16 protein-coding genes are annotated in these 20,194 nt (G+C 71.4%); 4 read left to right on the top strand and 12 right to left on the bottom strand.

The genetic code is table 11. The features are described 5' to 3' along the window. Positions 1-64: 64 nt before the first annotated feature. From mltG to ACH4OW_RS04400, 5 genes are all read right to left on the bottom strand, one after another. Positions 65-1,891: an endolytic transglycosylase MltG gene (mltG, locus tag ACH4OW_RS04420; protein ID WP_398024854.1), complete on the bottom strand. Its 1,827-nt coding sequence runs from the start codon at positions 1,889-1,891 to the stop codon at positions 65-67. 127 nt (positions 1,892-2,018) lie between these two features. Next, the gene (gene ruvX / locus ACH4OW_RS04415; protein ID WP_360135899.1) at positions 2,019-2,483 is read right to left on the bottom strand and encodes a Holliday junction resolvase RuvX; all 465 of its coding nucleotides are present in this window, start codon (positions 2,481-2,483) and stop codon (positions 2,019-2,021) included. A gap of 13 nt (positions 2,484-2,496) precedes the next feature. After that, positions 2,497-5,166, bottom strand: coding sequence for an alanine--tRNA ligase (gene alaS / locus ACH4OW_RS04410; RefSeq protein WP_360135793.1), 2,670 nt, complete (start codon positions 5,164-5,166; stop codon positions 2,497-2,499). Further along, a complete protein-coding gene (locus ACH4OW_RS04405) occupies positions 5,166-5,519 on the bottom strand; it encodes a DUF6167 family protein (RefSeq protein WP_360135791.1) in 354 nt (117 codons plus the stop codon). Before ACH4OW_RS04405 ends, alaS begins: the two co-directional genes overlap by 1 nt. 8 nt (positions 5,520-5,527) lie before the next feature. After that, positions 5,528-5,962, bottom strand: a complete 435-nt coding sequence (locus ACH4OW_RS04400; protein WP_398024852.1) for a DUF948 domain-containing protein — start codon at positions 5,960-5,962, stop codon at positions 5,528-5,530. A 169-nt stretch (positions 5,963-6,131) separates the two neighbouring features. Between ACH4OW_RS04400 and ACH4OW_RS04395 the strand changes: the two genes are divergently transcribed. Continuing rightward, positions 6,132-8,342 (top strand): ATP-binding protein, encoded by a 2,211-nt coding sequence (locus tag ACH4OW_RS04395; RefSeq protein ID WP_398024850.1) that lies wholly within the window; start codon positions 6,132-6,134, stop codon positions 8,340-8,342. 63 nt (positions 8,343-8,405) lie between these two features. On the opposite strand, the gene rpsD is transcribed toward ACH4OW_RS04395, so the two are convergent. Continuing rightward, complete coding sequence (gene rpsD, locus ACH4OW_RS04390; RefSeq protein WP_030023487.1) at positions 8,406-9,017, bottom strand: 30S ribosomal protein S4; 612 nt, start codon at positions 9,015-9,017, stop codon at positions 8,406-8,408. A 185-nt stretch (positions 9,018-9,202) separates the two neighbouring features. Between rpsD and ACH4OW_RS04385 the strand changes: the two genes are divergently transcribed. Continuing rightward, a complete protein-coding gene (locus ACH4OW_RS04385) occupies positions 9,203-9,961 on the top strand; it encodes a DUF2470 domain-containing protein (RefSeq protein WP_360135897.1) in 759 nt (252 codons plus the stop codon). Between the two features lie 46 nt (positions 9,962-10,007). Here the strand turns inward: ACH4OW_RS04385 and ACH4OW_RS04380 are convergent, their stop codons facing one another. The 5 genes from ACH4OW_RS04380 to ACH4OW_RS04360 form a co-directional block, all read right to left on the bottom strand. Beyond that, entirely contained in the window at positions 10,008-10,619 is a 612-nt protein-coding gene (locus ACH4OW_RS04380; protein WP_398024847.1) for a DinB family protein, read from the bottom strand. Positions 10,620-10,717: 98 nt separating this feature from the next. Next, positions 10,718-12,073 (bottom strand): replication-associated recombination protein A, encoded by a 1,356-nt coding sequence (locus ACH4OW_RS04375; RefSeq protein WP_398024845.1) that lies wholly within the window; start codon positions 12,071-12,073, stop codon positions 10,718-10,720. Positions 12,074-12,120: 47 nt separating this feature from the next. After that, positions 12,121-12,765 carry a vitamin K epoxide reductase family protein gene (locus ACH4OW_RS04370; RefSeq protein WP_398024843.1) on the bottom strand — a complete coding sequence of 215 codons (645 nt, stop codon included), beginning with the start codon at positions 12,763-12,765 and terminating at the stop codon, positions 12,121-12,123. Positions 12,766-12,974: 209 nt separating this feature from the next. Beyond that, positions 12,975-14,237, bottom strand: coding sequence for a histidine--tRNA ligase (hisS, locus tag ACH4OW_RS04365; RefSeq protein WP_360135779.1), 1,263 nt, complete (start codon positions 14,235-14,237; stop codon positions 12,975-12,977). A gap of 11 nt (positions 14,238-14,248) precedes the next feature. Continuing rightward, a complete protein-coding gene (locus ACH4OW_RS04360; RefSeq protein WP_360135777.1) occupies positions 14,249-14,968 on the bottom strand; it encodes an MBL fold metallo-hydrolase in 720 nt (239 codons plus the stop codon). A 155-nt stretch (positions 14,969-15,123) separates the two neighbouring features. On the opposite strand from ACH4OW_RS04360, the gene ACH4OW_RS04355 reads away from it, so the two are divergent. Together ACH4OW_RS04355 and ACH4OW_RS04350 are read left to right on the top strand one after the other, a co-directional pair. Then, positions 15,124-15,948, top strand: a complete 825-nt coding sequence (locus ACH4OW_RS04355) for a peptidylprolyl isomerase (RefSeq protein ID WP_398024840.1) — start codon at positions 15,124-15,126, stop codon at positions 15,946-15,948. 252 nt (positions 15,949-16,200) lie between these two features. Continuing rightward, entirely contained in the window at positions 16,201-17,430 is a 1,230-nt protein-coding gene (locus ACH4OW_RS04350; protein ID WP_360135773.1) for a DUF349 domain-containing protein, read from the top strand. 63 nt (positions 17,431-17,493) lie between these two features. Here ACH4OW_RS04350 and ACH4OW_RS04345 read toward each other — a convergent pair whose 3' ends face one another. Beyond that, positions 17,494-19,995: a RelA/SpoT family protein gene (locus ACH4OW_RS04345; RefSeq protein ID WP_360135771.1), complete on the bottom strand. Its 2,502-nt coding sequence runs from the start codon at positions 19,993-19,995 to the stop codon at positions 17,494-17,496. Between the last annotated feature and the right edge of the window lie 199 nt (positions 19,996-20,194).

The raw sequence follows: 20,194 nt of genomic DNA, 5'->3' as shown, positions 1-20,194 counted from the left end.
CGCGCGGGACGGCCGAGGCGCGCCCCCCGCCGGCGCGCGGCGGGGAGGCGGGGGCCGGCTCCTGCTACTTGTGCTTGCGCTTGTTGAACTCCGCGACCAGCTTCTCGTGGTCCTTGAGGTTGGTCGTGAAGTCGGTCTTCTTCCCGTCGATCGAGATGAAGAAGAGCCACTTGGCGCTGTCGTCGGGGTCGATCGACGCCTTCAACGCGTCCTCGCCGGGGTTGCCGATCGGGCCGGGCGGCAGGCCCTTGTAGAAGTAGGTGTTGTACGGGTCGTCGAAGCTGCGGATCTCGCGCGTACTGATGTCGATCTTGCTCTGGTTCTTCAGGTAGTTGTACGTCGAGTCGAATTCGAGCTTCTGGTTCGTGACCGTGTTGCTCGGCGCGAGCCGGTTGTAGACGACCGCCGCCATCTTCCTGAAATCGTCGTGCGTGATGCCCTCGGCCTGGGTGAGGCTGGCGACGGTGATCAGGTCCAGCGGCGACTTGAGGTTCAGCTTCCGCGCGTTCTCCTCCAGGTCGTACTTGGCGTACTCCCGGTTGGCCCTGGCCACCATTTCCTTGAGGACGTCCGCCGGCTTCGCCTTGCCGCTGACGCTGTACGTCGAGGGGTAGAGGAAGCCCTCCAGCGGGTCCTTGATCTTCGGGTTGCCGTTCGCCCAGGACGGCAGGCCCAGGTTCTTCGCCTCGGCCGCGGCGACGTCCTTGGTCGTACCGGGCTTCAGGTGGAGCTTGGTGTCGATCAGTTCGTAGACCTTGCCGTTGCGCAGGCCCTCGCTGACCGTGAGGCCGTTGCGGCTCTTGGGGTCCAGCATGAGCTTGACCGCGGACGCCGCCGACATCTGCTTGCGCAGCGAGTAGGCGCCGGGCTGGAGGCGCTTGCCCTGGTCGTTCTCGTTCGCCGCCTCGGTGAAGGCGTCGGCGCTCTTGACCACGCCCTCGCGCTTGAGGATCAGGCCCATCTGCAGGACGGTGCTGCCCGACGGGATCTGGACCTGTACGTCCCCGCTGCCCTCGCCGTCGAAGTCGGGCGCCGGGCCGAAGTGGCTCTTCCAGAAGTCGTAGCCGAAGTAGGCGACCCCGCCACCGCCGACGACGAAGACACCGGCGACGATCAGGCACGCCATACGGCTGCGCTTCTTGCTCTTCTTGCCGCGGCGCTCCCGGCTGGCCCGGCGTTCGTCTCCGGGGTCCGTGTCGGCGTCGTCGTAGTCGTCGCCGTCCCGGTCGTCCTTGAAGAAGGAGTGCGCCGGCTCCCGTACCTGCTCGTCGTGCTCGGGGGCCGGGTCGGCCCGGAAGTCGTCGCCGGGCGGGGACGGGTGCGGAGGCTGCCGCAGCTGCTCGGGACGTACGGCGTCGAACTGCGCGGTCTGGGCGACCTGGTCGCCCTGCTCGCCGTGTCCCTGCCCGCCGTGACCCTGTCCGCCGTGACCCTGCTCGCCGTGCTGCCCTGCCTGCTGCTGACGCAGGTGCTGCGGCTGCGGCGGCGGGTACGCGTCCTGCGTGCCGTAGTAGTCGGGGCTCTGGCCGCTGTACGGATCGACCGGCGGGTGCTGCTGCCCGTAGGGGTCGTACTGGCCGCCGCCCTGGGAAGCGTCCCAGGCGCCGTTGTACTGCTGCTGCGGCGGGTACGGGGCGGACAGCTCGTCCCACTGCGGCTGCTGCTGCCCGTGCTGCGGCTGCTGCTGCCCGTAGGACGCCTGGTGACCGCCCTGCTGCTGCCCCCCGTAGGGGGCCTGCTGCTGCGGGCCGCCGTACCGGCCGTCGTGCTGCCCCCCGTAGGAACCTTGCTGAGGCTGTTGCGGCGGGCCTCCGTAGCGACCCTGGTCTCCGTAGAGAGGGTCCTCGGGATGCCACGGTTCGGAGCCGTAGCCCCGGCCATACTCAGTCATCGATCCCCTAGAGCCGCGAGGCGGTGCGCTCCTGGGTGGCAGCGCGCTGACTGTACCGTCCGCCTCTTATTGCACGCGCGGCTGTTCGATCCGCCGCCACGTCGCGCGGAACGTTACCGTACCGCGATCAGATGACCACTTCGACGCTCTCGCCCGGAGGTTCCCCAGACACCCGTTCGGTCTCCAGCGCGCTCTGCAAAATGACCACCGCAGCCGCCTGATCCACGACAGAACGGCCCTTCTTGCTCCGGACTCCGGAGGCGCGCAGCCCCTGCGTGGCTGTGACGGTTGTCATGCGCTCATCGACCAGGCGCACCCCCACCGGAGCGATCCCGCGCGCCATCTCCTGCGCGAAGGCCCGCACCTTGGCCGCGGCCGGCCCCTCTCCCCCGTTCAGGGAGCGGGGCAGGCCGACGACGACCTCGATGGGCTCGTACTCCTCGACGATCGCCCGCAGGCGCCGGTGCGCCGCCGGGACGTCCCGGCCCGGCACCGTCTCCACGGGGGTCGCGAGGACCCCGTCGGGGTCGCACGAGGCGACCCCGATCCGGGCGTCACCGACGTCGATGGCGAGGCGCCTGCCGCGCCGCATCTCACTCACGCGCTCAGGCCGCCTCGGCCACGAGGCGCTCGACGGCCTCGACGGCCTCGGGCACCGCGGCGGCGTTCTGGCCGCCGCCCTGGGCCACGTCCGGCTTGCCGCCACCGCCGCCGCCGAGGGTCTTGGCGGCGGTACGGACGAGGTCACCGGCCTTGATGCCGCGCTCGCGGGCGGCCTCGTTGGTGGCGATGACGGTCAGCGGGCGGCCGTTGGCCACCGTGAACAGGGCCACCACGACCGGGCGGTCGCCCGCGATGCGGCCGCGCACGTCCAGCACCAGCTTGCGCAGGTCGTCGGCGGAGGTGCCGTCGGCGACCTGGGCGGCGGCCAGCGCGACGCCCCGTACGTCCTTGGCGCCCTGGGCCAGTCCGGCGGCGGCCTGGAGGACCTTCTCCGCGCGGTAGCGCTCGATCTCCTTCTCGGCGTCCTTGAGCTTGGCCAGCACGCCGGAGATCTTCTCGGGCAGCTCCTCGGGCCGGCCCTTGACCAGCTCGGTCAGCTGCGAGACGACGGTGTGCTCGCGGGCCAGGAAGTTGTACGCGTCCACGCCGACCAGGGCCTCCACGCGGCGCACGCCGGAGCCGATGGAGGACTCGCCGAGCAGCTTGACCAGGCCCAGCTGGGCGGTGTTGGCCACGTGGGTGCCGCCGCACAGCTCCTTGGAGAAGTCGCCGATGGTCACCACGCGGACCCGGTCGCCGTACTTCTCGCCGAACTCGGCGATGGCGCCCTGCTTCTTGGCGTCCTCCATGCTCATGACCTCGGCCTGGACGTCCAGCTCGCGGGAGAGCACCTCGTTGATCCGCTGCTCGACGTCGGTCAGGACCGTGCCGGGCACGGCGGTCGGCGAGCCGAAGTCGAAGCGGAAGCGGCCCGGGGAGTTCTCCGAACCGGCCTGGGCGGCGGTGGGGCCGAGCGCGTCGCGCAGCGCCTGGTGGGTGAGGTGGGTGGCGCTGTGGGCGCGGGCGATGGCCCGGCGGCGCTTGACGTCGATGACGGCGTACGCGGCCGAGCCGACGACGACCTCGCCGACCTGGACGACGCCCTTGTGCACCGTGACGCCGGGCACCGGGCGCTGCACGTCGCGGACCTCGACGACGGCGCCCGACTCCAGCCGGATGCGGCCGGTGTCGGCGAGCTGGCCGCCGCCCTCGGCGTAGAACGGGGTGCGGTCCAGGACGACCTCGACCTCGTCGCCCTCGTGGGCGGCGGGGGCGGCCACGCCGTTGGCCAGCAGGCCCACGACGGTGGACTCGCCCTCGGTGGTCTCGTAGCCGGTGAAGACCGTGGCGCCGGACCGGTCGGCGACCTCGCGGTAGGCGGACAGGTCGGCGTGGCCGTGCTTCTTGGCCTGGGCGTCGGCCTTGGCGCGCTCCCGCTGCTCCTTCATCAGCCGGCGGAAGCCGTTCTCGTCCACCGAAAGGCCCTGTTCGGCGGCCATTTCGAGGGTGAGGTCGATGGGGAAGCCCCAGGTGTCGTGGAGCAGGAACGCCTTGTCGCCGGGGAGCACCGTGCCGCCGGCGGCCTTGGTCTCGGTGACGGCGGTGTCCAGGATGTTGGTGCCGGCCTTGAGCGTCTTGAGGAAGGCGGCCTCCTCGGCGAGGGCCACCGTCTCGATGCGCCTGCGGTCCTCCAGCAGCTCCGGGTACTGCTGGCCCATCGTCTTGATGACGACGTCCAGCAGGTCGGCGACGACCGGGCCGGTGGCGCCGAGCAGGCGCATGTTGCGGATGGCGCGGCGCATGATGCGGCGGAGCACGTAACCGCGGCCTTCGTTGCCGGGGGTGACGCCGTCGCCGATGAGCATGGTGGACGTACGCATGTGGTCGGCGACCACGCGCAGCGACACGTCGCTGTCCTCGCCGGCGCCGTAGCGCACGCCGGTCAGCTCGCCGGCCTTGTCGATGACCACGCGCAGGGTGTCGGTCTCGTACATGTTGCGGACGCCCTGGAGGATCATCGCCAGGCGTTCCAGGCCGAGGCCGGTGTCGATGTTCTTGCTCGGCAGGTCGCCGAGGATCTCGAAGTCCTCCTTGCCGGTGCCCGCGCCGCGCTCGTACTGCATGAAGACCAGGTTCCAGATCTCCACGTACCGCTCGTCGTTGACGGCCGGGCCGCCCTCGACCCCGAACTCCGGGCCGCGGTCGTAGTTGATCTCGGAGCAGGGGCCGCACGGGCCCGGCACGCCCATGGACCAGTAGTTCTCCGACTTGCCCAGGCGCTGGATGCGCTCCTTGGGCACCCCGACGACCTCGTGCCAGATGCGCTCGGCCTCGTCGTCGTCCAGGTAGACGGTGATCCAGAGCTTCTCCGGGTCCAGGCCGTAGCCGCCGTCCGCCTGCGAGCTGGTCAGCAGCTCCCAGGCGTACGTGATGGCGCCTTCCTTGAAGTAGTCGCCGAAGGAGAAGTTGCCGCACATCTGGAAGAACGTGCCGTGCCGGGTGGTCTTGCCGACCTCTTCGATGTCCGGCGTGCGCACGCACTTCTGGACGCTGGTGGCGCGCGCGAAGGGCGGCTTGACCTCGCCGAGGAAGTACGGCTTGAAGGGCACCATGCCCGCGGGGACCAGCAGCAGCGTCGGGTCGTCCGCGATGAGCGACGCCGACGGCACGACGGTGTGCCCGCGCTCCTCGAAGAAGCGCAACCAGCGGCGGCGGATTTCAGCCGACTCCATCAGTGGTCCTCATTTCCGGTCGGTCCGGTCGGTCCGGGGGTTCTCGTTCGGTGCTGCGTGATGCGGTACTGCGTCGTTTCGAGTGCGGCACGGGGGCCGGCGGGCGGCAGCTCGCGGGCGTCGCCCTGGTCCGTCAGGCCCAGCGCTTCGTGCAGCTGCCCCTCACGGTCCGCCATTCCCGTGCGTACGTCCAATGCAAATTGGCGCAGCCGGTGTCCGGTCTCGACGGCCTTGTCCGCTGCCTGCGCCGCGAGGCTGTCGGGCTGCAGCTTGCGGAGCTTGCGGTTGACCTTGGTGGTGGCCCAGACCCCGGCGGCGGCGCCGGTGGTGAACCAGAATGCGCGGCGGAACATCGCGGCGATCAGTCCTTGGAGCGACGGTTGCGGCGCCCGCCTCGGCGGGCTGCGGGCAGGGTACGGCCGACGACGGTGCGCTTCGGCTCGGGCGGCGCGCCCTTCTTGCCGATCGCGCGGCGTACGCCGTAGCCGAACGCCGCGACCTTGACCAGCGGTCCGCCGAACGCGGAGGAGACGGTCGAGGAGAGCGCGGAGGCGTTGGCGGTGACCTCCTGGACGTCGGAGGCGATCGCGTCGACGCGGGCGAGCTGGGTGTGCGCGGAGCGGACGGTAGCGGACGCGTCGGCCAGGAGCGGTACGGCCTGTTCGGACACCTCGGAGACCATCTTGGTCGTCGCCCTGAGCGTCTGCGCGAGCCTCACCAGCACGAGGGCGAGGAAGGACACGAGGATCGCCCAGAAGACGGCCACGAGGATCCCGGCCACCTCTCCACCGGACACGTTGGCACCACTCTCCGACTGACTTGGTCTGGTTCTCGTCCTGCTCGAACGGCAGGTCCTGAGCCTATCGCGCCACGGCTGCCCGCCCGCACCGCATCCGGCGTGCGGCGCCCGGGTCCGCGCCGCGTGATTGTACGGTCCGCACAGCTGCGAGTACGCTCCGTGTTCCATGCGACGCTTCACGCGCCCTGGCCCCGTGTCCCGCTCCTCCGCCACGCGCCCGCGGGCGCCGGGCAACCTGCCGGCCGAGCTCAACCGGTTCGTCGGCAGGGACGGCGAACTGGCCGCGCTGGCCGGTCATCTCCGGTCCGCCCGGCTGGTGACGCTCACCGGGGTCGGCGGGGTCGGCAAGAGCAGGCTGGCCGCGCGCGCGGCCGCGATCTTGCAGGATCGCTTCTGCGACGGGGCGTGGCTGGTCGAACTGTCCACGCTGCACCACGGCCACCTGCTCGACCACGCGGTCGCCGAAGCACTGGACCTCGCCGACCACACGGGCCGCCCGCCGCGCGCCGCGCTCGCCGCCCACCTCGCGGGACGCGAACTGCTGCTCGTCCTGGACGGCCACGAGCACCTGGCCGAGGAGTGCGCCGCGCTCGTCGCCGACCTGCTGCGGCGCGCCCCCGGCCTGCGGGTGCTGGCGGCGGGCCGGCGGCCGCTCGGCCTGCCCGGCGAACAGAACGTGCCGCTGCCGCCGATGCACGACCGGGACGCGGCCGGCCTCTTCCTCGACCGGGCCGCGGCCGTCGTCCCCGGCTTCACCGCGGAGAGCGTCGACCAAGCCGCCGTCGCCGAGCTGTGCCGACGGCTGGACGGCATCCCGCTCGCGCTGGAGCTGGCGGCCGGACGGCTGCGCGCCCTGTCCGTCGAGCAGGTGCTGCACCGGCTCGACGACCGCTTCCGGCTGCTGACCGGCGGCGCCCACAGCCCGGTGCCGCGCCACCAGACCCTCCGTACGACCATCGGCTGGAGCCACGAGCTGTGCACGCCCGCCGAACGGCTGCTGTGGGCGCGGCTGTCGGTCTTCGCCGGGCAGTTCGACCTGGACGCGGCGGAGTACGTCTGCTCGGGACACGACCTGCCGGCGGACGAACTGCTCGACGTCGTCACCGCGTTGGTGGCCCAGTCGGTGGTGGTGCGCGAGGAGACCCCGGCGGGCCTGCGCTACCGGATGCTGGACACCGTGCGGGACTACGGAGCGGGCTGGCTGGAGGCACTGGACGACGCCGAGCGGCTGCGCCGGCGGCACCGCGACTGGTACGTGGGGCTGGCCACCTGGTGCGAGCTGGACTGGTTCAGCCCTCGGCAGGCCGAGGTCGCCGCCCGTATCGAGTGCGAACTGCCCAACCTGCGGGTCGCGCTGGAACACAGCCTCGACAGCTGCGGCGACGCCCATCTGGGCCAGTACCTGGCGGGGACGCTGTGGTTCTACTGGGCCGGCTGCGGCCGCCTCTCGGAAGGGCGGCACTGGCTCGACCGGTCGCTGGAGCTGGACGGCGAGCACGACGACGCCCGGCTCAAGGCGCTGTGGGTCGCCGGGTACGTGGCGGTCCTCCAGGGCGACGCGGTCGGCGCGGTGAGCTCGCTCCGGGAGTGCCGCGAGGAAGCGGAGCGCACGGGCAACGCCACCGCGGCCGCGTACGCCCTGCACCGCACCGGCTGCCTCGCACTGGTCCGCGACGACATGCCGCGCGCCGAGGCGCTGCTGCGGGACGCGCTCGCCCGCTACCGGGAGATCGGCGAACTCAACAGCAACGTGCTGATGGGGCAGGTCGAGCTGGCGATGGCGGTGGCGTTCCAGGGCGATCTCGCGCAGGCGGTACAGCTGTGCGAGGACGTGCGGCGGGTCTGCGACGACCACGGCGAGCGGTGGACCCTGGCGTACGCGCTGTTCGTGCTGGCCTATGCGGCCTGGAGCCGCGGCGAGACGGTGCGGGCCCGGTCCCTGCTGGAGGAGTGCCTGGTCATCGACCACGCCTTCCACGACCTGCTGGGCGCGGTGCTGGCCATCGAACTGCTGGCGCTGGTCACGCTCGGCCAGGGGGACGCGGCGGAAGCCGCGCTGCTCCAGGGCGCGGCCGGGCGTATCTGGCCCTCGGTGGGGCTGCCGCTGTTCGGCTCGCGCCACTACAACCAGCCGCACCGGCTGTGCGAGGAGCAGGCGCGGGCGCTGCTGGGGGCCGAGCGGTACGAGCGGTGCCTGCGGGCGGGTGCCGGGCTGGACCTGGACGCGGCGGTCGCCCGCGTCCTCGACGGCGGCGCGGAGGGCCGGCCGGACGCGGCGGACGTGCCCGGTCCGCGCGGTACGGCGCCGGGGCAGGCCCCGGAATGCAGCGAACCCGCCGCCTCCCCCACCGCGGACGGCGGGGAGACGACGGGCTGAGCACGCGGCGGTCTGCGCGCGCCGGGCGCGCGCGGACGGATCCGTGCGGTGACTGCGCCTTGCTTAGCGGGCGTAGTACTCGACGACGAGCTGCTCGTCGCAGATCACCGGGATCTCCTTGCGCTGCGGGTCACGGTCCAGGCGGAACGCCAGGGCCTTGAGGTTGACCTGCAGGTAGCGGGGGGTCTCGCCGTCGGGGGCGTAGCCACCCTCACGCGCGACCTGGAAGGGGTGCTTCTCGCGGCTGCGCTCGCGGACCATCACGACGTCGTCGGGACGGACGCGGAAGGACGGCTTGTCGACCTTGCGGTCGTTCACCGAGATGTGGCCGTGGACGACCATCTGACGGGCCTGGTAGATCGTCCGGGCGATGCCCGAACGCAGGACGAGCGCGTCCAGACGGCGCTCAAGCTCGATGATCAGGGCCTCGCCCGTCTTGCCTTCGACCTTCCGAGCGCGGTCGTAGGCACGCGCCATCTGGCGCTCGCTGATGTCGTACTGCGCGCGCAGACGCTGCTTCTCCAGCAGACGGACCTTGTAGTCACTGTTCTGCTTGCGGCCACGGCCGTGCTCGCCGGGCGGGTAGGGACGGGCCTCGAAGTACTTGACGGCCTTCGGCGTCAGGGCGATGCCGAGAGCGCGCGACTTCTTGACCTTGGGACGCGACTGGTTCACGTGGAACGGACCTCCGTGTAGGTTAGGTTAGGCTTACCTTACTTCGAGGAGAACGCATGTTTCGACCTGGGATCCCCCTGCCCGGTGCTGGTCAGAGCACCGGGACGGGTCAGCCGCGTCCCGTGGAAGACGCCCAGCAGCCAGCCGCCGCCGAGCGCGTACGTACCCTCGTCGAGTCCAATGGTATGGCCTCGCTGAGCATCCCCGGAATCGAGGACCCCGACGACGCCGGACTCTCGTCCCCAGTATGCCGTACGGTCACCAGTGCTGGTGACGTGCTCCTGCTCGTCCCCGGGGACTCCGCGGCCGCCAGGGCCGCCGCACACGCCCAGGACGACGATCTCACCGCCGTGATGGAGATCACCGACGTGGCACCCGTCTCGGTCCCCCACCGCATCCGCGGCCGGGCCTGGGTGGCCGGCTGGCTCACCCCCGTACGCAACGCGGACCGCGCCCACGCCGCGATGCTGCTCGCCGAGCGGCACCCGGTCGGCGAGCTGCTCGGCATCGGCGAGGCACTGCAGCCGGACCCGCAGCCCGGCATGTTCGGGCGGCCCGCCTGGATGATGCTGCGCATGGAGGTCGGCGAGGCGGCCGTGGACGACCTGTGGGGCGCGCAGGCCGTCGAGCCGGAGGAGTTCGCCGCGGCCGAGCCCGACCCGCTCGCGGCCCACGAGACGGAACTGCTCCAGCACCTGCACTCGGCCCACAGCGAACAGGTCCGCGGCCTGTGCACGCTGCTCGGCGACCGCTCGCAGCGCGTGTGCGACTTCCGCGACCGGGCCGTACCGGTGGCCCTGGACCGCTTCGGCCTGCGGGTGCGCTTCACCGACGCCGAGCGCCGCTCCTTCGACGCCCGCTTCGACTTCCCCGAACCCGTACGCGACGTCGCCGAACTCCGGCGCGCGATGCACACCCTCTTCGACGCGGCGGCGTCCGGGTAGCGCGCCGCCGCGCCACACCGCCGAGCGCCGGGCCGGCGGCGGCGGGTCAGCCGCGGTCGCCGGCCTCCCGCGCCACCCGCTCCAGGCGCTCGCGGTACTCCTGCCACCACGACCGGTCGCCCGGCGCCATGTTGTCGTTGCCGTCGCGCATCCCGGCGGACCCGTCGACCAGCTCCCGGACGATGTCGGCGTGACCGGCGTGCCGGTGGGTCTCGGCGATCACGTGCACCAGGATCTGGTGCAAGGTCACCTCGCGCCGTTCCTCGGGCCACCACCGGACGCTGCCCACCGCGTCGAGGTCCAGCGCCGCGATCGCGTCGTCGGTGTGCCGCCACGCCCGCCGGTACAGCGCGACGATCTCTTCGCGTGACTCGTCGGCGGTGGCCCACAGGTCCGCGTTGGGTTCGGCGGCGGCGTCGTCGACGGGCAGCGACTCGCCGTGCGGCCGCCCGAAGGTGTCACCGAAGTAGCCGAACTCCACTCCGGCGACGTGCTTGACCAGGCCCAGCAGGTTGGTGCCTGTCGGTGTCAGCGGACGGCGTACGTCGTACTCGCTCAGCCCGTCGAGCTTCCACAGCAGGGCTTCGCGGGCGGCTTGCAGATAGCGCTGGAGGTCGGCCTTCGGCTTCGTTTCGATCTTCGGCTTCGTTTCGATCATGCCGGGAGTTTTGCACCGGCCGCGGCGTGCCGAAAGCGCTTTACGCGGGCTCTCCGCCCCGCGGCCGCTCACGACTCCGCTGCTCACGACTCGGCCGCTTACGACTCCTCGCCGCGCAAGCGGCCCCGCACCCGCTCCGTCACGTCCGCGTACCGCGCCTCGGCGCCGTACCTCGTCGGCTCGTAATACCGCTTGCCGTGCACCTCGTCCGGCGCGTACTGCTGGGCCGCGATGCCGCCCGGCAGGTCGTGCGGGTACTGGTAGCCCTTGCCGTGGCCCAGCTTCTCGGCGCCCTTGTAGTGGCTGTCGCGCAGGTGCGCCGGCACCGGGCCCGCCAGCCCGGCCCGTACGTCGGCGAGCGCGGTGTCGATGGCCAGGTAGGCCGCGTTCGACTTGGGGGCCAGGGCGAGCGCGATGGTGGCCTGGCTCAGCGTGATCCGGGCCTCCGGGAAGCCGATCAGCGCGACGGCCTGGGCCGCGGCCACCGCGGTCTGCAGGGCCGACGGGTCGGCCAGTCCGATGTCCTCGCTCGCCGAGATCATCAGTCGGCGGGCGATGAACCGGGGGTCCTCCCCCGCCTCGATCATCCGCGCCAGGTAGTGCAGCGCCGCGTCCACGTCCGAGCCGCGGATGGACTTGATCAGGGCGCTGGCGACGTCGTAGTGCTGGTCGCCGGCCCGGTCGTACTTGACCGCGGCCCGGTCGACGGACTCCTCCAGCGTCTGGAGGGTGAGCTCCTTCTCGCCCTTGGAGATCGCCGACCCGGCGCCGGCCTCCAGGGCCGTGAGCGCGCGGCGCGCGTCGCCGCCCGCGATGCGCAGCAGGTGCGCCTCGGTGTCCGCGGGCAGGGTGACCGCGCCGGCCAGCCCCCGCGCGTCCGTCAGCGCGCGCTTGAGCAGGCCGCGCAGGTCGTCGTCGGTGAGCGGTTCGAGCGTCAGCAGGAGCGAGCGGGAGAGCAGGGGGGAGATCACCGAGAAGTAGGGGTTCTCGGTCGTGGCGGCGATCAGCGTCACCCAGCGGTTCTCGACGGCGGGCAGCAGGGAGTCCTGCTGGGCCTTGCTGAAACGGTGGATCTCGTCGAGGAAGAGGACGGTCTCCTTGCCGTAGCCACCGGAGGCGCGGCGGGCGCCGTCGATGACGGCCCGCACCTCCTTGACGCCGGCCGTGATCGCCGAGAGCTCCACGAAGCGCTTGTTGGTGGCCTGGCTGACCACGTAGGCGAGCGTCGTCTTGCCGATGCCGGGCGGGCCCCACAGGAAGACGGACGACGGGCCCGCAGGCCCGCCGCTGCCCTCGCCGACCAGGCGGCGCAGCGGCGATCCGGGCTTGAGCAGATGCTGCTGGCCGACCACCTCGTCGAGGGTGCGCGGACGCATCCGTACGGCGAGGGGCGACCCCGTGGGGTCTTTCTCCTGGCGGTCTTCGGCAGCGGCGGTGAACAGGTCGGGCTCCACGCTCGAAAGCCTATGTCACCCCACTGACAACGCCGCCGGGACGGGCCTCAGAGCAGCGAGCTCCAGTACGACCACCACTTGGTGAGGATCAGCAGCGCGATCACGCCGTACCAGAGCACCGGCACGACCCAGTGGAACTCCAGCACGGCCTTGCGCAGCCCCTCCGGCGCCGGGATGACGCCGTGCTTGAGGTTGTGCACGGTGGTGTACCAGAACATCAGGATCGTGACGCACCAGGTCAGCGTGCACCACAGGCACAGCGAGTTGATGACGTACAGGGACTGGGACATCAGCCACATGCAGAAGACGGCGCCGGCGAGGGTGCCGATGTTCAGGCCGATCCAGTACCAGGCGCGGTAGCGGGCGCCCGCGAGCAGCCCGACGCCGATGCCGATGACCACGCCGAACGCGATGAGGCCGGCGACCGGGTTGGGGAAGCCGAAGACCTCGGCCTGCCAGCTCTGCATGACGTTGCCGCAGGAGACGATCGGGCTCAGGCTGCAGGCCGGCTTGAAGTTGGGGTCCTTCAGCAGCTCGATCTTGTCCATGGTGATCACCCAGGACGCGAGGAGGCCCAGCGCACTGGTGATCACCAGCAGCCAGGCCAGGCCGCGTCCCGAGCCGGACGGGCCGCCGCGGCGGTCCGTGTGATCGTCGCCGGTGGACACGTCGTCAAGCGCTGTCGTCGTCATATCGCCGTTCCGTCGGTGCCTTGGGGAGTGAGCGGACGGCGCGTTCCAACCGGCGCGCGCCGGGCCCTCATTCTGCCCCAACCGGACACGCGCCGACTGTTCGATGTGGATAAAGGCCCCCTTCCGAGCCACCGCGCGCCGCGGCGGCGGGCGGCCGGAAGGGGGCCTTCACTACCTGACGTCGGGCGCCCCGTAAAGGGGCCCGCGGGTCAGCCGAGCCTGCGGCGGACCTCTTCGACGACCGCGTCGAGCGCGACCGGCGCCTGCTCGCCGCTCTCCAGGTCCTTGAGCTGCACGACGCCTTCGGCCAGATCGCGTTCACCGGCGACGACCGCGAGGCGGGCGCCGGAGCGGTTGGCGGACTTCATCGCGTTCTTCAAGCCCTTGCCGCCGAACGCGAAGTCGGTGGCGACGCCGGCCCGGCGCAGCTCGGTGACGGTGGCGAACAGCGTCCGGCGGGCCTCCTCGCCGAGCGGTACGGCGAACACGGCCGTGCTGGCGGGCAGTTCCAGCTCGACGCCCTCCGCCTCCAGCGCCAGGACCGTGCGGTCCACGCCGAGCGCCCAGCCGACCGAGGGCAGCGCGGGGCCGCCGATCATCTCGGACAGGCCGTCGTAGCGCCCGCCGCCGCCGACAGCGGACTGCGAGCCGAGGCCGTCGTGGACGAACTCGAAGGTGGTGCGGGTGTAGTAGTCCAGGCCGCGCACCAGCTTCGGGTCGTCCTCGTAGGCGACGCCCGCCGCGGTCAGCAGCTCGCGCACCTGCTCGTGGTACGCCTTGCACGCCTCGCACAGGTGGTCGCGCAGCAGCGGCGCGCCCACCAGCTGCTTCTGCACGTCGGGGCGCTTGTCGTCGAGCACCCGCAGCGGGTTGATCTCGGCGCGGCGGCGGGTGTCCTCGTCCAGGTCGAGCCCGTACAGGAACTCCTGGAGGGCCGCCCGGTAGACGGGACGGCACTCCTTGTCGCCGAGCGAGTTGAGCAGGATGCGGAAGTTCCGCAGGCCCAGCGAGCGGTAGGCGTCGTCGGCCAGGATGATCAGCTCGGCGTCCAGCGCCGGGTCCTCCGCGCCGATGGCCTCGGCTCCGACCTGCGAGAAGTGGCGGTAGCGGCCCTTCTGCGGACGCTCGTAGCGGTAGTACGAGCCGGAGTACCAGAGCTTGACGGGCAGGTTGCCGGCCTTGTGGAGGTTGGCCTCCAGGGCGGCGCGCAGCACGGAGGCGGTGCCTTCGGGGCGCAGCGCGAGCTGGTCGCCGCCCTTGGTCTCGAAGGCGTACATCTCCTTGGTCACGATGTCGGTGGACTCGCCGACGCCGCGCGCGAACAGCTCGACGTTCTCGAAGCCGGGGGTCTCGACGTAGCCGTAGCCGGAGCGCTTGAGGGGTCCGGAGATCGCGTCGCGGACCGCCAGGTAGGTGGCGGACTGCGGGGGGATCAGGTCGTAGGTGCCCTTGGGGGCCTTGAAGGTGCTCACGGAAGTTCTCGTCACATTCCTCGTCGCGGAGCCGGGCTGTGCGGTGCGCCGTCTCCGAGGCCGGCGGCCACCTCCCGCAGGAACGGGTTGGTGGCGCGCTCGCGGCCGATGGTGGTCTGGGGGCCGTGGCCGGACAGTACGACGGTCTCGTCCTGGAGGGGCAGGCACACCCGCTCCAGCGACCGCAGTATCTCGGCGTGGTCGCCGCCCGGCAGGTCGGTACGTCCGATGGAGCCGGCGAACAGCAGGTCGCCCGAGAAGAAGACCGGCGGAATGTCAGCCTGCTCGGGCATCCGGAAGGTCACCGACCCCTTGGTATGGCCCGGTGCGTGCGCGACGGAGAACTCCATCCCGGCCAGCTCCAGCGTCGCGCCGTCGCCCAGCTCCTTGACGTCGTCCGGCTCCCCCACGGTCAGCTCGCCCATGAGCTGCTGCCCGATGGAGGCGCCGAGGGCCTTCTCCGGGTCGCTCATCATGTAGCGGTCCTCGGGGTGGATCCAGGCGGGCACGTCGTGCGCGCCGCACACCGGGACGACCGAGGCGACGTGGTCGATGTGGCCGTGGGTGAGGACGACGGCGACGGGCTTGAGCCGGTGCTTCTTCAGCGCTTCCTCGACGCCCTGCGCGGCCCGGTGCCCCGGGTCGATGATCACGCACTCCTCGCCCGCGGCGGGGGCGACCAGGTAACAGTTGGTCCCCCAGGCCCCGGCGGGGAACCCGGCAATGAGCACGTTCGTCCTTAACGTTCGATGCGGCGGACAGACCACCGGAGGCGGTCCGGCGTATTTCGGCAGTTCCAGAGCCTACCGGCGGGACTCCCACGCGGGCGAACCCGTATACGGTACGGCCCACGGCCCACCTCAGCGCACCCCCTAGGAGAAGACCGGTGGTCAGCAGCGATCAGCGGCGGCGGCAGCTCGCCCGCGAGAAGTACGAGCGCCAGCGGCAGCGGCGGGAGGCGGCCCGGCGCAAGACCAAGCGCCGCAACGTGATCGTCGCGTCCGCGCTGGCCGTCGCCCTGGCGGCGGGCGCGGCCGCGTACGCCTCGGTCGGGCTGGCGGGCGGCGGCGACACCGCGGACGGCGCGGCGGCCTCGCCGAGCAAGGCAGCCGACCCCTGCGGCAAGCCGGCCCCGGGCGCGCCGTCCAAGGCGCGCTGGGACAAGGAGCCGGCGATGTCGGTCGACACCTCGGCGTCGTACACGATGAAGCTGGAGACGACCTGCGGCGACATCGGCCTCAAGCTCGACGCCGCGAAGGCGCCGCACACCGTCAACTCCTTCGCCTTCCTGGCGGGCAAGGAGTTCTTCGACCACAGCAAGTGCCACCGGCTGGTCGACCAGGGCCTGTACGTGCTCCAGTGCGGCGACCCGACCGGCACCGGCGCGGGCACCCCCGGCTACACGATCCCCGACGAGAACCTCAAGGACCCCAGGCTCAAGGGCAACGTCTACCCGGCGGGCACGGTCGCGATGGCCAACCGCTACGACGGCAAGAGCGACAAGACCCGCAACAGCGGCGGGAGCCAGTTCTTCCTGGTGTACCAGGACAGCGAGCTGCCGCCGAACTACACGCCCTTCGGGACGGTCACGGAGGGCATGGACGTACTGAAGAAGATCGCCGCGGCGGGTTCGACCTACGACCCGTCGACCAGGAACACCGCCCCGAACGCGACGGTCGTCATCGACCGGGCGACGGTGCGCAAGACCTGACTCCGCGCGCCCCCGGGCACGCCGGAGGCGCCGCCGCGGTGTGCGAACCGCGAAATTTCGGTCGCGCTGGATGCGGACAGCCGACCCGCCGGTCGCCTAGATTGGCGTTGTGTAGGGTGCCTGCTCCGACGGCTGCCACCCGCACCCGCAAGACACCCGTCGGACCGGCCGGGGCGCTGCCCCGCCGGACAGAAACTGTGGACGATGCCGGGGGGCGACTCGCTCCGGTCGGCATCATGTGGAGGAGGCGCTGTGAGCAGCGACCCATGGGGCCGCGTCGACGAGACGGGGACCGTGTACGTGCGTACATCCGACGGCGAGCAGGTCGTCGGTTCGTGGCAGGCGGGAACTCCCGAAGAGGCCCTCGCCTACTTCGAGCGCAAGTATGAGGGCCTGGTCGTCGAGATCGGCCTCCTCGAACGGCGGGTCAAGACCACCGACCTGTCGGCCAAGGACGCGACGGCCGCGATCGACCATCTGCGGCAGCAGGTGGACGAGCACCACGCGGTGGGCGACCTGGAAGCGCTGCGCAAGCGGCTGGACCAGCTCGTCGGCGAGGTGGAGGCGCGCCGCGAGGAGCGCAAGGCCCAGAAGGCGCGGCAGAGCGACGAGGCCCGGCAGGCCAAGGAGAAGCTGGTCGCCGAGGCCGAGGAGCTGGCGGCCAGCGAGCAGTGGCGGGCGGCCGGCGAGCGGCTGCGCGCGCTGGTGGACACCTGGAAGGGCCTGCCGCGCCTGGACCGCAAGGCGGACGACGAGCTGTGGCACCGCTTCTCGCACGCCCGCTCGGCGTTCTCCAAGCGGCGCAAGGCGCACTTCGCCTCGCTGGACGCCCAGCGCGAGGAGGCACGCAAGACCAAGGAGCGCCTGGTCACCGAGGCCGAGGCGCTGTCCGGCTCGACGGACTGGGGGCCCACCGCGGCCCGCTACCGCGAGCTGATGGCGGACTGGAAGGCGGCGGGCCGCGCCCAGCGCGAGCACGAGGACGACCTGTGGAACCGCTTCCGCGGCGCCCAGGACGTCTTCTTCCAGGCGCGCGGCGAGGTGTTCGCGGAGCGCGACGCCGAGCAGCGGGAGAACCTGACGCGCAAGGAGGAGCTGGTCGCCGAGGCCGAGAAGCTGCTGCCCGTCTCGGATTTGAAGGCGGCGCGGGCCGCGTTCCGTTCGATCAACGAGCGGTGGGAGGCCATCGGGCACGTGCCGCGGGACGCCCGCCCGAAGATCGAGGGCCGGATGCACGCGGTCGAGCGCGCCATCCAGGAGTCCGAGGAAGCCGAGTGGCGGCGCACGAACCCGGAGGCGCGGGCGCGCGCGGCGGGTCTGACCGGGCAGCTCCAGGACGCGGTCGACAAGCTGCAGAAGCAGATCGACGCGGCGCGGGCGGCCGGTAACGACGCCAAGGCCGATAAGCTCGCGCGCGAGCTGGAGGGCCGGCAGGCGCTGCTGGACCAGGCGCTCAAGGGCCTGGAGGAGTTCGGCGGCTGACAACCTGCCGCACCACAAGGGCCCCGGTACGGACGTCCGTACCGGGGCCCTTGTGCATGGTCGTTACGGCCGGCGCGCCGACGTCACCCGGTACACGTCGTAGACGCCCTCCACGCTCCGTACGGCCTTCAAGACGTGCCCGAGGTGCTTCGGGTCGCCCATCTCGAAGGTGAAGCGCGAGGTGGCCACCCGGTCGCGGGAGGTCTGGACGGCCGCGGACAGGATGTTGACGTGCTGGTCGGACAGGATGCGGGTGACGTCCGACAGCAGCCGGGACCGGTCCAGCGCCTCGACCTGGATGGCGACCAGGAAGACCGAGGACTGGGTGGGCGCCCACTCGACGTCGAGGATGCGCTCCGGCTGCTTGGACAGCGAGTCGACGTTGACGCAGTCGGCGCGGTGCACCGAGACGCCGTTGCCGCGGGTGACGAAGCCGATGATCGGGTCGCCCGGCACCGGCGTACAACAGCGGGCCAGCTTCACCCACACGTCCTCGACGCCCTTGACCACCACGCCGGGGTCGGCGCTGGAGCGCCGCTTGGAGCGCGGCCTGATCGGTGTGGACTCGGCGATGTCCTCGGTCGCCTCGTCCTGCCCGCCGAGCGCCTGGACCAGCTTCTGCACGACGCTCTGCGCGGTGACGTGGCCCTCGCCGATGGCGGCGTACAGGGACGAGATGTCCGGGTAGCGCATCTCGTGCGCGAGGGTGACCAGCGAGTCACCGGTCAGGATGCGCTGGATCGGCAGGTTCTGTTTGCGCATCGCGCGGGCGATGGCGTCCTTGCCCTGCTCGATGGCCTCGTCGCGGCGCTCCTTGGAGAACCAGGCGCGGATCTTGTTGCGGGCGCGCGGCGACTTGACGAAGCCGAGCCAGTCCCGTGACGGGCTGGCGCCGGGTGCCTTGGAGGTGAAGACCTCCACGAGGTCGCCGTTGTCCAGGGTCGATTCGAGCGGTACGAGCCGCCCGTTGACGCGGGCGCCTATGGTCCGGTGGCCGACCTCCGTGTGGACCGCGTAGGCGAAGTCCACGGGGGTGGCGCCGGCCGGCAGCGCTATCACGTCGCCCTTCGGCGTGAAGACGAAGACCTCGTTGCGGGACAGGTCGAAGCGGAGCGACTCCAGGAACTCGCCCGGGTCCTCGGTCTCCTTCTGCCAGTCCAGCAGCTGGCGCAGCCACGCCATGTCGTTGACCGCGTCGTCCTTGTTCTTCGGCACGTCGGTACGCACCTTGGACGCGCCGGCGACGGCCTCCTGCTTGTACTTCCAGTGCGCGGCGATGCCGTACTCGGCCCTGCGGTGCATGTCGAACGTGCGGATCTGGAGTTCGACGGGCTTGCCGCTGGGGCCGATGACCGTCGTGTGCAGCGACTGGTACATGTTGAACTTGGGCATCGCGATGTAGTCCTTGAACCGGCCGGGGACCGGATTCCATCGCGCGTGCACGGTGCCGAGGGCGGCGTAGCAGTCCCGGACCGTGTCGACAAGTACACGAATCCCCACCAGGTCGTAGATCTCCGCGAAGTCCCGGCCGCGGACGATCATCTTCTGGTAGACGCTGTAGTAGTGCTTGGGCCGCCCGGTGACGGTGGCCTTGATGCGGGCAGCGCGCAGGTCGGCCTGGACCTCGTCGGTCACTATGGCCAGGTACTCGTCCCGCTTGGGGGCGCGCTCGGCGACGAGCCGCACGATCTCGTCGTACATCTTGGGGTAGAGGATCGCGAAGGCGAGGTCCTCCAGCTCCCACTTGATGGTGTTCATGCCCAGGCGGTGCGCCAGCGGAGCGTAGATCTCCAGCGTCTCGCGGGCCTTCTTCTCCTGCTTCTCCCGCTTCAGGTAGCGCATCGTGCGCATGTTGTGCAGGCGGTCGGCGAGCTTGATGACCAGGACGCGCGGGTCCTTGGCCATCGCCACGACCATCTTGCGCACGGTCTCGGCCTGCGCGGCCTCGCCGAACTTGACCTTGTCCAGCTTGGTGACGCCGTCGACGAGCAGGGCGACCTGGTCGCCGAAGTCGCGGCGCAGGGTGTCCAGGCCGTACTCGGTGTCCTCGACGGTGTCGTGCAGCAGGCCCGCCATGAGGGTGGCCGGGTCCATGCCCAGCTCGGCGAGGATGGTGGTGACCGCGAGCGGGTGGGTGATGTACGGGTCGCCGCTCTTGCGCTTCTGGCCGCGGTGCCAGCGCTCGGCGACCTGGTAGGCGCGCTCGACCTGCCGGAGCGTGGCGGTCTCGATCTTCGGGTCGTTGCTGCGCACGATCCGCAGCAGCGGTTCCAGGACCGGGTTGTACGGGCTCTGCCGCTGCACGCCCAGGCGGGCCAGGCGGGCCCGTACCCGGTTCGAGGAGCCGGTGCGGCCGGTGTAGACGGGCGGCGTGGGCTTGGCGGCCGGTACGGGGGAGGCGGCGGGCCGGACGGCGGGCGGCTGGGACTTCGCGACGCCCGCGCCCTCGCTCTTGCCGGGCGCACCCGAGGCAGCCGCGTCCGCGGGGCCGGGCCGGTCCGGATGGGCGGACTGCGACGCCCCCGGGCGGAGTCCGGGAGAAAGCGGCTGGGCCTCGTCTGGCAAGAGCACTCCTCAAAGGGGGGTCCGGACCACAAGACCACGAACGGGTCGGGCTGCCATGGTATCGACCTCGGCGCCGCGGCTCTTCCGCGGCCGAACGGTCCGTACATGACAGCAAAAGGGCACCCGGGTTTGTTCCGGATGCCCTTTTACTCGCTTTTTGCGGAATATCGATTGTACGGACGCGGTACGGACGCCCTGC

The sequence above is a fragment of the Streptomyces sp. NPDC017056 genome (assembly GCF_044332485.1).
Taxonomy (GTDB): Bacteria; Actinomycetota; Actinomycetes; order Streptomycetales; family Streptomycetaceae; genus Streptomyces.
The sequence above is the reverse complement of the archived record's forward strand: the minus strand, read 5'-3'. Positions and strand labels throughout refer to the sequence as shown.